5 protein-coding genes are annotated in these 15,107 nt (G+C 68.3%); 1 reads left to right on the top strand and 4 read right to left on the bottom strand.

All coding sequences use genetic code 11. The annotated features are described in order from the left end of the window. Positions 1-59: 59 nt before the first annotated feature. From drmC to drmA, 3 genes are read right to left on the bottom strand one after another with little or no spacing between them, the layout of a single operon-like run. On the bottom strand, positions 60-824 hold the full coding sequence (drmC, locus tag OG972_RS31955) for a DISARM system phospholipase D-like protein DrmC (RefSeq protein WP_266987403.1): 765 nt from the start codon (positions 822-824) through the stop codon (positions 60-62). Beyond that, positions 821-2,713 (bottom strand): DUF1998 domain-containing protein, encoded by a 1,893-nt coding sequence (gene drmB / locus OG972_RS31950; RefSeq protein WP_266987401.1) that lies wholly within the window; start codon positions 2,711-2,713, stop codon positions 821-823. Before drmB ends, drmC begins: the two co-directional genes overlap by 4 nt. Further along, positions 2,710-6,534, bottom strand: a complete 3,825-nt coding sequence (gene drmA / locus OG972_RS31945; protein WP_266987399.1) for a DISARM system helicase DrmA — start codon at positions 6,532-6,534, stop codon at positions 2,710-2,712. The genes drmB and drmA overlap by 4 nt, the downstream gene beginning before the upstream one ends. A gap of 181 nt (positions 6,535-6,715) precedes the next feature. Between drmA and OG972_RS31940 the strand changes: the two genes are divergently transcribed. Further along, complete coding sequence (locus OG972_RS31940) at positions 6,716-8,887, top strand: UvrD-helicase domain-containing protein (protein ID WP_266987397.1); 2,172 nt, start codon at positions 6,716-6,718, stop codon at positions 8,885-8,887. Positions 8,888-8,948: 61 nt separating this feature from the next. Here OG972_RS31940 and OG972_RS31935 read toward each other — a convergent pair whose 3' ends face one another. Beyond that, the gene (locus OG972_RS31935; RefSeq protein WP_266987395.1) at positions 8,949-14,906 is read right to left on the bottom strand and encodes an AAA domain-containing protein; all 5,958 of its coding nucleotides are present in this window, start codon (positions 14,904-14,906) and stop codon (positions 8,949-8,951) included. Positions 14,907-15,107: the final 201 nt, after the last annotated feature.

Below are 15,107 nucleotides of genomic sequence, written 5' to 3'. Positions count from 1 at the left end.
GCCCGTCTGCGGGGGCAATGGGGCGCCCTGTCGCTTCGACAAGGAGATCCGGAGCTTCCTCATACGTGGAAGCGCCGAAGTATTCCTCGGCGCTGAAGCTCCACGATGTGCTCGGCGGCCCGTTGCGGCGCATCTCCGCCACGTACCAGAACGCCCGCCTCGATGTTGCGCCGGGCAGCGGACTCCGTAAGGTTCGCGCTGCCCAGGAAGAGGACACGGCGGTCGGCGACTGCGAGTTTCGCGTGCTGGCGTGCATAGGAGTCGGCGTCTGGGTCGCGCACCCAGTGCCAAAGACGCAATCCGGGCACGGATGCGAACGCGCCGGCCGGCTCGCGGCCAGAGAGGAGGCCGCGCGCGCCGGCCAGCGTCTCGACCACCACATGCGTCTGCACGCCTCTGGCGGTGGCCTCGGTCAGGGCCTGTGTCAGCGCCGGATAGGGGCGGGCCGCATAGGTCATGGCGAGCAGTTCGTCACGGGCATCATCGATGACCTCGACCAGTACCTGAGCGGTCGCCCGCACCGGTACCGCGGGCGTGGAGGGCCCGCTCCACACCGTTCTGACCTGGACCGCGTCCTGTGCACGCAGTTGCGCCGCGACATAGCCCCGCAGGTAGGCCGCGGCTTCCGGACAGGGCAGCGAGTCCTCCTCCACTGCCTCGTACAGCTTCGCGACGGCCTCCCGGACTCCCGGCGTCGCAAGTTCGGTCAGAGCCCGTTCCCTGCTGTGCCCCCGGGCCAACAGCCCGGCCAGGTCCTTCGTACGGGAGGGACCGAGAGCCACGGCCGCCGCCTCGGCCGCGGACTCGAAACTGCGTCTGCTCACGACAGCAGACCGACCGGTGTGAGCACCTGGTCATTGTCTCCGGTGAGCGGGACGAGGAAGCGGCGGTCGAGAAAGCGGTTGCCGCGCTCACAGGTGGTCTCGGAGACGAACAGACAGACGTGGCAGGCAGCTCCGTGAAGGAAGTCGGCGGGGTCGTGCGGCAGCCTCTCGGAGCACAACGGGTCGGCCGAGCAGTGCGACGCATCTGCCAGAGCACGGCGGACGATCCGGTCGAACTCTCGCTCCTCCGCCAGTGAGACAAGGCCACCGAGGGTGCCTTCTGAGTCCGGCACAGCGGTGTAGATGAGGATCCCCGTCCTCGGGTTCTCCTCATCGCCTGCATAGATCCGCTCGGCGAGAGAAGCCGAGTTGTAGCCGCATTCCAGCGCAATTGTCCGTATCAGAAGGTGCGAGAGGGTATGAAGAGCGATGTAGCGCGCCCCCGGCCAGCCGTGCAGGGGATCGAAGTCGCTGGTCATGCGATCCGACTTGCGATTGGTACGGAATCGGCCGAAGGCTTCCCGGTGGGCCTCCATATGCGGCGACTTCTCCACCCTCGCCACCCACTCGGCCATGAGCTGGTCGTGCACCCTCAGGAAGATACCTTCACCGCGCACCTCGCTGGCCGGCACCCAGTTCTGCGTACCGCGGGAAAGATCGACCCGGGTGGCGATTTCGGGCGACTCGGGATCGGGGGCGTCGAGGCGGGTGAAGCCGATAAGAGCGCGGGCCTCCCGAAGGCGCTCCACCTGCCGCACATCGGAGAACAACTCGTCGAGTGACGCCGGCACACGTATCTGCCGCAACGTGAAGTCGTCGCTCGACTGCGGAATGGGACCGGAGAGGGCGTCCCACTCGGGGCCGTACAGGTCCGCTTGGACATCGGGCGCTGAGGGGGCCGGCCCGGCTGTCCCGGCCTTGCGAGCGGCAATGGCAGCGACCACCGCATCGGCGTCGAACTGTTGCAGGAACCCGAACTTGCTCATGCTTGCCATGAAGTCGAACTGGGCCCGTTCAACGACGATCTGGAGATCGGGCCAGTGATCGTCGAGCAGCTTCTCGATGTCGCCACCCTGCCCCTTGGGCAGGGCAAGAGCGCTGAGGGTCAACGGGAACCACTGGTTGGACGCACCTGCGACCATCAGTACGGCGCCCTGGGTGCAACCGTTTCCCTCGTACGTACCCAGGTGCGGGTGGCGTCCGCGGCACGCCGGCAGATTTCGGCGACCACGTTCTCCCATCGCCTCACGGATGTTGCGCTTCGTACCGCAGGCGACGCATTCGATGGTGACGTTGGCCGCCTGATTTCCGCCGTGGTCCTTCATGCGCAGCTTGGGACGAGGGGTCTTGGCACAGGTCTGCCCGTGGTGGACGTATGCCGTGTACGGAAACTCGTCCAGATGACCTGCCGTGCAGACGAGGGTGAAGCGGGCCGCGACGGCAAGGGGCTTGCCCCGCTTGCAGTCGTGGACGAACTTCGCCTCGTGCGGGGTACGCGGGTTGGAGTTGATGAAGGCGAACTCGCCCGAGTCGACCGCGGCGAGGACATTGCAGGCGGTGCAACGCAGCCACTGCGGGAACGGGGTCACCGGCACCCCGATACCCTGCGCAGCCCAGCCCTTCGGGTCGCTGTCGCCGCCCTCCAGCCAGGGAGCAGCACGCAGCTGTTCGATCTGCCCGCGCCCGTAGCGCTGGAGGGAGCGGTTGACGGCGGCGCGCAGCCTCGGTTCGTCGATGTCGTACTCGGTGATCCCGTTGTAGCTCCAGGAATCAAGCCCCTTGATGAGGACCGAGAAGTTCGGCAGGTCCACGAGGGAACCGATTCCGGCGGTGAACATGAGGTGGCTGGGCCGGACAGCGCCGACCCTGCGGTTCGAGTTGTTGCTCATCGCTGTCCCTTCCCGGTTCCGCCGGCGGTGGTGGGTCCGTACTCGTCGCTGTCCACGGTGGCGACCGCGTCGGGGTCGCTGTCGGTGTGCGTCTCGCCGAAGTTCCAGTCAGGGCCTCCGCCCGCGGATTCTTCGAGGAAGGTGCCACCGCCTGGCAGAAGCAGATTGATCTCGTTCTCCGTCTCACGCATGGACATGCCGACAGTGAGTTCGGTCCACCGGGATCCGTCGGCACGCTTGAGCAGACCGCTCACGATCGTGTTCTTCCGCTTCTCCTTCCGGTATCCGAGCGCGGCGCTGTTCTCATCGCGCTGGCGGCGCCACTCATCCTTCAGCCGGTCCAGCCGTTCGCTGAGATATCTACGGGCCCGGTCCCCGCCTACCCTCTCGGCACGTTCCAGGAAGCGGCTTTCGACACCGGCGGCGACCGGGCCGCCCAGATCGACGTCATGGGCGTCGAGATTGCGGGAGGTGTCGTACGCGGCCTGGCGCAGTGCGGCGATGTACGTGGCGGTCGCTCCCCGGTCGAGGGCGCGGCGGGTGAACGGGGTGACGGAAAGCGCCTCGACCTGCCGATAGAAGGTGGCGTGGTAGTGCTCGAAGTCCTCGTAGTGGGCAAGGTCGCGTGGGCGTGACCAGTTGTAGAGGGTGACGACGAGACCGGGACGCTTGGCGTCACGGCCGACCCGGGACGACGCCTGGATGTATTCGGCGGTGTTCTTGGGCTGACCGACAACCAGCATCAGTCCGAACCGGGAGACGTCGACGCCGACCTGAAGCATGGATGTAGCGAGGGCGACGTCGACGGCCTGCCGGACCATCGGCGTCATCAAGGCGCGAGGTTCGCGCTTCTCCATCCTGGCAGCGGCATACTCGCGCAGGAAGGCGCGTCGCCGTTGCGAGGTGTCGCGTTCCGGATCGAATCCGGTCTCCAGCCGCTTGAGCGCGGAGCCGATGTCGGTGGAGGAGATACGCGATGTCAGCTCCTGAATGCTGAGCATCCCCGACTTGCTGACAATGCGGTCGGAGAGGGTGTCCTGTCCCTTACGACTCCCGTTGGAACGCACCCGGGTCGTGATGTCGTCGTCCATGTACCGTCGCATACCGGCAAGTTCGCGGGTGGCATTGAAGTAGCCGACCAGAGTCATGTACGGGTCGGCAGGCTTGCCGTAGTCGTCGAAGAGCTGCTGTCCTGCCAGAAGAAGGATCTCTGCAACCCGGATCTCGGCTGCCTTGAGACGGGTGCCGTGGGCGCACACCCCCAGGTAGCGCCTGCCCGGGTTCTCGCGGCTGAGCTCAACCTGGCGGGAGAAGAAGGTGTCCCCGACGTCGAGGACCTGTGGCGGGAAGACGGCGACCTTACGGCCGAAGACTCCGAGGACTTGGTCCGCGGCCCGCTTGGTGGTCGCCGTCGATGCGACAATTTTGGGTCCGGCCTCGTGCCGTCGTCCCTGGGCGTCTGTGAAGCTCCAACTGCATAGTTGATCGATGGCCGACTCGAACAAACCCACGATGGTGCCGAGCGCACCGGAGATCAGGTGCAGCTCGTCCTGGATGATCAGGTCCGGTGGCCGCAGGCGGGCGACGGGCTGCGCGGTGACCCCGGGCAGATCGCCCTTGGCATGGTGGCGACTTCCGCAACCGGTCTTGGCATCCAGGTCGTCGTGGCGGTATCCGTGGCGCGGACAGATCTCGGTGACCCGGCCGAACAGCAGGCCCGCGTACCCGTTCCAGGGGAGCTGGGCGAACTTGTCCACGGTGGCGATCAGCAGCGACGGCGCAAGCCGGTAGATCTCCTCGTCGACGGTGAGGACCGGGATGCCCTCGCCTGGGGATTCCAGCCGGGAGAACGGGCACCGGTCCGCCCCCTCGCCGCGCGGGCAGTACAGCAGTACACGGCGCCGTGCCTCGTCGTACTCCATGTGGGAGCGGGCGGTCAGACCGCTGCCGCACCATGGGCAGGTGAGGACCTGCAGGACCCGGGCGTGCTTGTCACTGGCGCTCTCGCGGGCACCGGCGATCTGTTCCTTGGCCTCGTCGAACCAGTTGGGCGAGACGGAGGTTCCCACCCACAGACCGATACGGAACGGGGTGGCACCCCAGCGCACGTCCCGTGCGAACTCCTCGCGCCGCAGTACCTCGCAGGCGGTCACGAGAGCTGCGGCGCGCTGGAACTGCTGAGCTGTCAGGAGACGCAGGGTGTAGCGCATGAGAACGCCGACGCCGGCCTCCCCGCTGCGGGCATCGGCGCCGGAGCCGATGGTGCCCTGCAGACGGCGCAGCGCGAAGGTGTATGCGGCGAGCCCGAGGTATGCCTCGGTCTTGCCGCCACCGGTCGGGAAGAACAGCAGGTCCACGAGTGCCTCGCGTCCCGTCCCGCGGTGCGGGTGGCCCGGCTTACTGAGGGAGACAAGGTTGAGCAGCACGAAGGCGAGCTGGAACGGCCGCCAGCTGGCCCCTTCCTTGCCCTTGCCGTACACCTCGTCCCGCGCCTCCCGGTAGGAGCCGTGGTCCTCCTCACGCCCAGTCCTGGCAGTGGCGATCGCGGTGTTGCGGCGCTGGAGCGCCATGGCCCGGTTGGCAAACCGGAAGGCCGCGAGAGCGGTGTCGTCGGCAGCGAGCGTGTCTATGCCCAGGGTGATGCGGTCGCAGATCTCCAGGGCCTGTTCGATGGCGACCAGCGCCGAGTCCCGCAGGTCGTCCGGGAGCGACCGGGCGCTACGTCGCTGCTGTTCGAGCCAGGTGGCGTAGCCGTCGGCAAGCGGGGCGAGGGCGGCACTGAGTTCGCTGCGGCGCCCCGGTACCGCGAGCGCGGCGAGCTCGTCCATACCGAGCTCCAGTCCACGCAGCAGGTCCTGGTCCTCGACGGTGGGTGCGGTGGTTGCCCGGACGTCGTACTCGGGGAGCCACGTGGTGGTGAGCCGGTGTGCGTTGCGTTCGCCGTCGCGTACGTGGGCGTGTACCGCGACGTTACGGCCCTTGGCGTGGCTGAGGCTGTCCCGGTAGAGGAGACGCAGGCGACGCTCCTCGCGGTCCTCGGAGGCGTTGCCCCGGTTCGCCGGATCGAGAGGGTCGTCGACGGGGAAGAACACTGCCGCTTGGCCGTCCGGGAAGGCGGTGACCTCGAGGGAGGTCTGGAAGAGCCAGCGGGCATCGCGCGCCTCGCGACTGTCCTCCTGCCCGTTCACCAGGGCGAGTTCGACGATGCGCAGGTCCTCGCCGCCGTTCCCCGAACGGTGATTCCGTACCTGTACGTCAAGGACGACGGTATCGCCCTCAAGGGAAACACTCCGGCCGGCGGCGCTGGTGACGTCGATATCAACCGGGTGCTCGACAGGCTCGCGTGACCACACCCTGCGGGTCGTGCCCTGGTCCGTGGTTTCCTCAGACTGGGTGTAGTGACCCCAGCGTGCGGTGACGCTGAGCGTGCCGACCGAAGCGGGGACAGTGAAGGACAATCCCATGGACGAGGCCCAAATGTGGCCGGCTGCCTGCGGGGTCAAGCGGTCCTGGGGCGCGCTGTCGTCGCCCTCACTCTCGTCCCCGGAATCGCTGTCCGCGCTCTGCGCGGCGGCCAGCGCGATTTCGCCCGAGGTCGTGGCGTGGGGCCGCGGCCCGAGCATGCCGACGAGGTACCGGTCGCGGGGCCCGGAGGACGATCGGGGCAGTGTCTCCGTCTCCCCGTCCCACGGCCCCAGCAGATCACGCCGGATATAGGTGACGAGTCCGTCGCGCACACCGTACGAGTCGCCGGAGAGGAACGTCTGCGGCACGTCGTCGAGCGGATGCGGGACGGCGGCCTGGTCGGGCTGGGCCGGCATGCTGTGGGTCCTTTCGGACGGGCCGGTGAGGCACGAAGTCTTGGGCGAGCATACAACAACACCAACAACATAGACCGTTGACTCAGTTCACACAACGCACCGTACTGTCCTCGCTCTTGAGGACGCGGAGTCTTTAGTCTGTTCCCGACCATCGGCCACCGCGCGCGCCCCGAGGACACCCATGCCCCGACTCGCTCTCTCCGACGACTTCGTCGCAGACCTCATCTCGCTGCAGCGACCTGTACAGAAGGAGGTCAACGACGCGATCCAGATGTTCCGGAGCATGACCGTCCCGCAGCTCCATGCCAGCAAGGGCATGCATCTCGAGAAGCTCGAACGGGCTCGCGACCACCGGATCCGCACGATACGCATCACCAAGTTCTACCGAGGTGTGCTTCTCGCTCCGGACGACGGAAGTGAGCTGTTCACGCTGTTGAGGGTCGCCGCGCACGACGAGGCGATCAACTGGGCCTGCAAGCGCGCGTACTCCGTCAACGGCGCAACCGGAGGCCTCGAAGTACGCAATGTCGAAGCCTTGGAACAGATGGAGACATACTTCGAAACGAAGGCGGTCACCACCCCCACCCGCCTCTTCGAACAGCACTCCGACACCGTGCTGCGCGACCTCGGTATCGACGACCAGGTCCTGCGCCTGGCCCGCGTCTGCGTCACCGCTGAGGACCTGACAGTCATGGCACCGCCGATGATGCCCGCCGACCAGTACGAGGTGCTGGAGTACCTCGCGGCCGACTACTCCGCCGAAGACGTGTGGGAGCAACTGATCGCTCCGCGCGGCCAGACGGTCCGTACGGCCGAGGACCGGCCCACCGTCACCTTCGCCGAAGCGATTCTCAACACCCCCAATCGCATCGTGGAGGTCACCGGTCCTGGTGAACTGGAGCGCATCCTCACCGAGGATCTCACCCGCTGGCGGATCTTCCTTCATCCCGCTCAGCGTCGCTATGCCTATCATCCGGGCTTCAACGGACCGGCCCAGGTCACGGGTGGGCCCGGCACCGGCAAGACGGTGGTGGCACTGCACCGTGTACGCCACCTGCTGCGCACCGGCCGCGACGGCGACCGGATACTGCTGACCACGTTCACCAACGCCATGGCGTCCGCACTGCGGGACAGCCTGGCGCTCCTGCTCGGTGAGGCGGACGCACACCTTCTGGAACGCGTCGACGTGACGACGGTGGACTCATTCGCCGCCCGGGTCATCCGGGAGGCGCGGGGCAGCACTCCCAGACCTCTCTCTGCCGCCGCCGAAAAGAGCGCTTGGACCCGTGCCACGGCCCGCGAGGATTTGCCGTGGACCGAACAGTTCCTGTCCCAGGAGTTCCGCAACGTCGTCCTCGCCCAGGGACTGCGTACGCCTGAGGAGTATCTGCGCTGTGTACGGCGGGGGCGCGGCACACAGGTGGGGCGCGTGCAACGGGCCCGGCTGTGGCGCGTGATGGAACGGTTCACGGCCGACCTCGCGTCCCGTGACTCGGCCACGTACACACAGCTGTGCGACCGGGCCGCGCGCACCCTCGCCGACAGCGGTCCGCGCTACCGCCATGTCGTGGTCGACGAGGCCCAGGACCTTCACCCCGCGCAGTGGCGGGTGCTGCGCGCCGGTGTGGCACCTCGGTCGGACGACATGTTCCTCGTCGGCGATCCCCATCAGCGCATCTACGACTCCCGGGTGTCGCTGCGCTCGCTGGGTGTCCAGGTCCGTGGCCGGACCTCGCGGCTGCGTCTCAACTACCGCAGCACGGAGGAGATCCTGCGCTGGTCGGCGTCGCTGCTGGATGGTCAACCGGTGGGCCGACTCGGTGAGGACGACGAGGACGACGGCGGCCGCGACTCGCTGCGGGGCTACCGCTCCCAGCTGCACGGCCGCATTCCTGCGGCACGCGGGTACGGCAGTCAGGACGAGGAGCTCCGGGCACTCATCGAGCAGGTCCGGATCTGGATCGATCAGGACGGGGTGAAGCCTTCCGAGGTCGCGGTGTGCGCCCGTTTCAACACCCTGGTCGACGCGGTCATCGCTCGGTTGCGCCGGGAGGGCATCCCCGCAGTCGCGGTGAAGGACGATCCGGGTCCAGGGACGTCGGGGGTACGCGTGGCCACCATGCATGCCATGAAGGGACTGGAGTTCCGCTGTGTGGCCGTGGTCGGTGTGACCTCCGCCGTGCTGCCGTTCGCACACCAGGTCACGTCCGCCGAAGTGGATCCCCTGCAGCATCAGGCGGATCTGCTGGCCGAGCACTGTCTGCTCTTCGTGGCGTGCACACGCGCCCGTGACGCGTTGGCCATCTCGTGGAGCGGGCAGCGCAGCCCGATGCTCGACCCGGTCGCCGGCTGAGCAGCCCCGACGGACCGCCCGGCTCAAGGCGATTGGTCCGTCGGGGTGTTCGGCCCTGGTGTCAGGCCCGAATCTCGCGCACGACCACCGTGTGCGCCTTGTCCTGGGATGCCTGGTACGACAGCTCACGCCCCGCTCGCTGCCACATCAGGGCATGCCCCAGCGGCGAGGATGGGGAGACGATGTCCGCGCCGTCCTCGGCCAGTTCGGCGACCGTGTACAGAGTCTCCCCGTCTACCTGACCGTCGAACTCCAGGACGAGAAGCGCGCCGGGAATGACCACCTGCGGTGCTTCGGCCGAGTCTCCGACGGCAACCGCGTCGACGAACGCCCGCAGGAAGGCCAGACGCTTGGCGCGGCGATCACGCTGATCGGCCTGGGTCTTGCGCAGGAATACGAGTTTCGCGGCGTCGAGACGGACATCGAGGCCTTCCGGCGTCTCTTCGGGAGCATCGAGAGTGAGCTGCAGCTCTTGCATCTCCCGAACCAGCCGCTGGAAGGCTGCGACGGGGATCTCCCGCACCGGGAATGCACCAGGCGGGGTTAGCGGAGTGTCGCGGTACTTCTGTGCGTCACGAGTGGCCGCAGGCGGCGTCACAGAAGCGGGTGGTGTCGCGGAAGCCACCGAGTTCACGGTGACGGGAGCGGGCACGGCCAGGGGCGTGGGTGCGGAGACAGCCGGCTCCGCCGGCTCGGAATCGATCACCGCCGGAACCTCCGCCTGCGAACGCACAGTCCCGACAGCCGCGGTCCTTGCCGCCCCGATGCCCGTGATCCCGTCCCTCTCCCCGGGCCCGGCCAGGATCTCGGCGTTCTCGTCGCCCTCCACGCTTCCGGTCGTCCCGGGAAGCTCGCCCTGGGGAACATCGGCCTCCGGTGCATCGGTGACCGGCTCGATCCCCAGCCGCTCCAGTTCCGCCCACAGCGGGGCCAGTGCCTGCTCACGGTCCAGGTGGAAGCGGCTCCCCCGGATACGGACAAAGGTCCAGTCGACACGCTCCAGGTCGCGCTGGCGGGCCGCCGCGGTCGAGGCGTCCTCTCCCTGTGCGAACACGTCGCCGTCACAGGCCACGGCGAGCCGCCGCGTACCGCCCTCGACAACCAGGTCGATGGCGTGGCGGCCCACCCGGTACCCGGGGCGCACGCGATAGTCGCGCCCCGTCAGTTCCAGGTAGACCTGCTGCTGGAAGAGGCTGTCGAACGCCTCGTGCCGTACGTCGGGCAGCACCTCGCCCACGACCGCGACGGTCTCCTCCTCCGCGGGCCGGCCGAGGTGGTCCAGCCACTGGCGACGGAGGTCGTTCTCGTGGAACTGCTCGGTGCGGGCGCTGTGGAACACCCAGAGCTGGTCCTGGGCACGGGAGGCAGCCACGTTGAGACGCTGCTCGTACGTCTTTCCGTTGAAGCCTCCGGGTACTGTCCCGGCAGCGGTCGTGGGTGAGTTGACGGTCGAAATGAACATGACGTTGCGTTCGTCGCCCTGGAAATCCTCGGCGTCGCCGACCCTTATGCGCCGCTCCTCCCGCTGCTCGTAGTCGAGCCGCTCCGCCAGCAGGTTCTCCAGTTCAGCCAGGTGTGCCTTGCTTCCCCGCAGGCTGATGACTCCCATGGTCTTGCCGTCGTACGCGGGGTCGGCGCAGCAGCGCACGATCTCGGCGACGAGCGCTTCGGCCTCGGCGACATTGGCCAGGCGACTGTTGGCACCGACCGCCTCACCGTTCTCGACGTACACCGTCCGCACCGGGGGCAGCCGGTCGGCGCCGTACTGCCGCAGGGGCTGCAGCCGGCCGTTGTAGCAGAGCTCGTTGGAGAAGGAGATGATCTCCGGCATGCACCGGAAGTGCTCCTTGAGCATGAGCGTGCCGCGCCCTGCCGACAGCGCCTCGGTGAGATCGAAGAAGCTGGACTCGGGCCCGAAGAGACTGCGCACGTCCCCTTCGAGACCGGTGAGGAGCCGGTCCCGGAGCTGGAAGTACTCGTCCTGCTTGAGACCGACGTTGGAAGGGCTGACCTGCTTGCTGTCACCGACGACGACCATCCGGTCGGCGAGCCAGCTGAGCAGCATGGCCTCGAGACCGGACTGACTGGCCTCGTCGACAATGACGACGTCGAACATACCGGGCCGGTCCATGGGCACTGTCTCCGCGACCTGGTGCAGAGGCATGATCCAGGCGGGCACGGCGCTCTGTGCCTTGCGCAGCGCCTCCTGTGCATCGCGCCGGTAGCGATGCTGGTACTTGCCCTTGATCCGGCGGGCGGCCTGCTGGTACGCGCTCAGCGCACGCGACTGGTCGCCGGTGAGCAGTCCGAGACAGCGGTGCCAGGCCCGGGCCGCGGCAAGCCGCGCGAGCATGATCCGGGCCTCGTCGTCGGCTTCAGTCAGCCGTTTCCGCAAGGTGCGGTCGGCGTCGGGGTCCGTGAGCCGCTCCATCCGGTCCCGCCACGCGGACCAGGCCCAGGCCCTGGCCAGGGCGGGCAGGCACTCGTCCCAGTCGGGATCTTCGGGAGTCCGGGCGATCCGCTCGGCAAGGGACGGGAAGAGCTCGCGCACTGTTGTCATGGCCTCGTGCTGCTCGGCCCGGAGCCGGGCAGCCTCGCGGACCTCAGCGATCTCCTGGCTGAATTCGCGGTAGCCGTCCGGGTTCTGGGCGCGCACGGCGTCAAGAGCGCGAGGCACGGCGGGCGAGACGCCCGGCCGGTCGCTCCACACACGCAGCAGTTCCTCGGTGTCTGCGATGATCCGGCGCGACTGTTCGGCGGCGCGAAGGGTGGTCGCTGCGCGAAGGAGTGCCCGTACGGCGTTCTCGACGGCCCGGTCGTGCCATGTGGCCGCGGACAGTTCCGGGGAGGTCGCGGCAGCAGTGAGCACATCGGTGCGGGCGGCTGCGACCGCAAGGAGTGCTTCGAGAGCTTCGGCCTCCTGCCTGAGACGGGCCAGGCGCGGGCCGTGTCCCTGCCACGGAGCCGCGGGCGTTCCCCACTCGGACTCAACCTGGGAGAGGTGCAGTTCGAGCTGGATCCGGGCGATGACGACGGCTGCGGTGTCGGTGTCCTCGGGGGATCGCCCGTCGACGCGCACGCCTTCCACGAACGGACCGACGGCCTTGGCGAGTTTCGACCGTATGCCTAGCGGGCCGCGCAGTTTCTGTCCCTGCCGCAGCCCGTCGAGCAGCGCGATGGCCTGGCCGAGCGCAGCGGCCGGGTCGTACTGCTCCAGTCCGCTGACCATGCAGTTACGCAGGGTCGAGAGCGAGGCATCGACGGCAGCAAGGGCACCGGTCACAGCGGCGTGCCGGCTGCGGGTCTGCCAGTCCTGTCCCGCGGCCACCTCTCGCAGGAGCACCTCGGCCCACTCACCTGCCGCACCGGCCAGCGACCCGGCACGCGCCCGTGCCCCGGCGAACGCATCGAGGGTCGTCGAGAGCCGCTGCTGGTCGTTCTCGGCGAGACCGCGCACAGCGGTGTCGTACTGCAGACTCAGCGGGTCCTGACGCACCGCCGCGTGCGCCTCCGCCGCCGAGCGCACGACGCCGACGGCCTCCTCGAAGTCGCCGGGTCCCACCAGTTCGGAGGGTCCGGGTACCTCGGCAGCGAGCGTCTGGTGATGCGGTGTGAACGCACGGGTGGCGTGCAGGAGCCGTATCGCGTCGTCGGTGACCGGAGCGGGCTGCTCCTGCGGCACCGGACCGATCCACTCGTACGTCCCGGTCTCCGCGGCCACACGCTCGGCGATCTCCTGGAGACTTCCGCTGTAGTCGCCGATCTCCGCCGGGAAGCGACGAGTCTCCTGCTCCCGCAGCACGGCCAGGTCACGCAGCATGGTCTGCTGCACGGACCGGGCGCGGGTCAGCCGCGCCTGCAGAGCGTCGATCTCGCGCTGTGAGGCCTTCTGGTCGTAACCGGAGTACTCGCTGAGGATCTTGCTGACGGACGCTTCGAGCTCACGCTGCGCTGCCGCGCCGTCCTCGGTGCGGCTCACGCACAGGTCGCGCACCGATTCGGGCAGCTTGTCCCGCAGCACACGCAGCGCGCGCGGTGTGTGGCTGGTGATCAGAACACGCTTGCCCTGTGCGAGGAGGTCCGTCACCAGATTGGCGATGGTGTGCGTCTTGCCGGTGCCTGGGGGGCCTTGCACGACCACCAGCCGGTTGGCACGCAGGCGTTCCGCGATGGTGCGCTGCTCCTCGTTGGCGGGCAGCGCGAAGAACATCTCGCCGGTCCCGGGCGGCGTCCCGTGGGCGTCCGCCGCCGCCAGGTCGGCGGCGGTGAGGGCTCCGTCGCGGCCCGCAATGTAGCCGAGCAGCTCGGTGGGGGGTGTACCGCCGTCGATCTGGCGGGCGATGGCCTTGAGGGCGTCAAGCGTGGAGCGGCGGTTGCGCTCGCGCAGCACGAGCGCCGGTGTGAGCCCGACATACGGTACGTCGAGGCTGCGCGGCTTGACACGCTCGGCGGTCGGCAGATAACTCCCGGCACTGTGGGCGGCGTTGACCCAGCTGCGTAGGGCAGTGTGCAGGGCTTCCAGGTGTTCGGGGTCGCTGGCGTCCGAGGCACCTTCGAGCACCTCGACAATGGCCTCGCGTACCGGGCCCGGGACATGTTGCGCGCCGTCGAGCATGCCCTCTTCGAGCTCCATGCCGATGCCGGTCGGGTCCGGTGCGGCGGTGAGCGTGCCGGTGGACGGGTCGAGCTGAATGGTGGCACGGTGGGTGACGAGGTGCCGTTCCACGCGCTGGCCGCCGGTCGTCTGCCAGGTCAGCCGGCCGAACCCGAGGACGAGTTCATAGGCCTCGCCGAGGTTCGCTGCGTCCTCGTGCATCTTGTGGAGCCGGTCGTACAGTCTGACGAGCGGGTCGATCGCACGCCGTCGCTCGGCCCAGGCCGTCCACGCCTGCTCCCAGGCCGCGTACAGCTTCTCGATCCTTTCCCGCTTCGGGTGGTCCTCCAGCTCGTGGTAGGTCTTCTCCAGCGGAATTCCCGCGGACCAGTCGGGGAACTCAGGCTCGATGCGTCGGCGCAGATGCGGGGCTCGGGTCTGCTTGAAGTCACGAACGCGCGTCTCGTCGACCCAGGGTGCGAGGAGCGGCTGCGGCTGCGGGGCATCCTCACGGTCGGGGCGGGCGACCGTCAGCCAGGCGGGTTCGTCGGTGGAGAGCACCCCGTCGAGCATCACAGCGACCGCGGGGTCGTCCGGCAGTTCGTCGAACCACACGGTTCCGGCTGCCCCGTCCAGGGTGCGGACCGGGCGGGCCTTGGACTCCTCGGCCTCGGCGAGGAAACGGAAGATCTGGCGGACGCGCAGGGCGTCGGTCTCGTCGGCGGACAGTTGCTGCGTCCGCGCGGGTACGGCAGCGCGGGCGGGAACGGCAGGCTGCACAGGCATGACCGAGGAGTCGGAAGGGACCGTGGCGGCCGGCCTCTCCGCAGCGCCGAGGACGTAGTCGTCGGCAACGTCCGGCTCGGCAGTCCCGAACAGGGAACGCTGTTCGTCCCCGAACAGCACGGCCTGATCGGGAAGCGGTGCCTGTTCCTTTCGTGCGGCCGGTACGCGGGGGTCGATGGGGTATGTCGTGGCCGTCGCACCTGCAGTGGTGAACGTGACGCTCTCACGTTCGTGATTGCCCCTGAACTGCACTTCGAAGTCCAGCTCTCCGGCGGTGCCGGCCGGAATGCTGTACGCCCAGGTCGCCGAAATCCTCCGCCCCGTGCGCAGCGTTCCGCCCAGTTCGTCGTCGAGCAACTCGGTCCGGTAGTCCTGCACCTGGCGGGCCGTCTTTCCGTACGGGCCACCACGGACCAACAGACTGATCCCGTCGACCTCCAAGGGCCGTCCGGTTCCGTTGCTCAGGTACAGAGTGCATCGGACCAGGTCATCGCCCTGCCGGTACCCGTGGGAGTCATCGGCGTCCACCAGCTCGTACGGCATCACGCCGTCGACGCGGACGTGCAGCCCGTCGTCGTAATGATGAACGGAACCGACCGGCCGAATGCCGTCGCTCAGCGCACTCTCACTCTGGCTCACACGCCACTCCACTGCTACTGAGGCCACGAGGTGGCCTGCTTGTGAAATCCCACCCCAGCCACCCGGGGTACGAGTGCAGCACGCGCCCCCCAGCGCAACCCACCCCAGTGTGAACTGAGCACACGCACGGAGCGTACCAGCAACCTCGCACCACAAACCGCCCCTCCAGGCATCGCAGCCATGCGATCGGCCGGCCCCAAC

This window comes from Streptomyces sp. NBC_01669, assembly GCF_026339735.1.
GTDB lineage: Bacteria > Actinomycetota > Actinomycetes > Streptomycetales > Streptomycetaceae > Streptomyces > Streptomyces yanii.
Note: the sequence above shows the minus strand (reverse complement) of the source record. Positions and strands in the feature narration are given on the sequence as shown.

Bases quoted from the DNA above. Each gene is read 5' to 3' on its own strand.
- drmB (WP_266987401.1), bottom strand. From the start codon at position 2,713: ATGAGCAACAACTCGAACCGCAGGGTCGGCGCTGTCCGGCCCAGCCAC.
- drmA (WP_266987399.1), bottom strand. From the start codon at position 6,534: ATGCCGGCCCAGCCCGACCAGGCCGCCGTCCCGCATCCGCTCGACGAC.
- OG972_RS31940 (WP_266987397.1), top strand. From the start codon at position 6,716: ATGCCCCGACTCGCTCTCTCCGACGACTTCGTCGCAGACCTCATCTCG.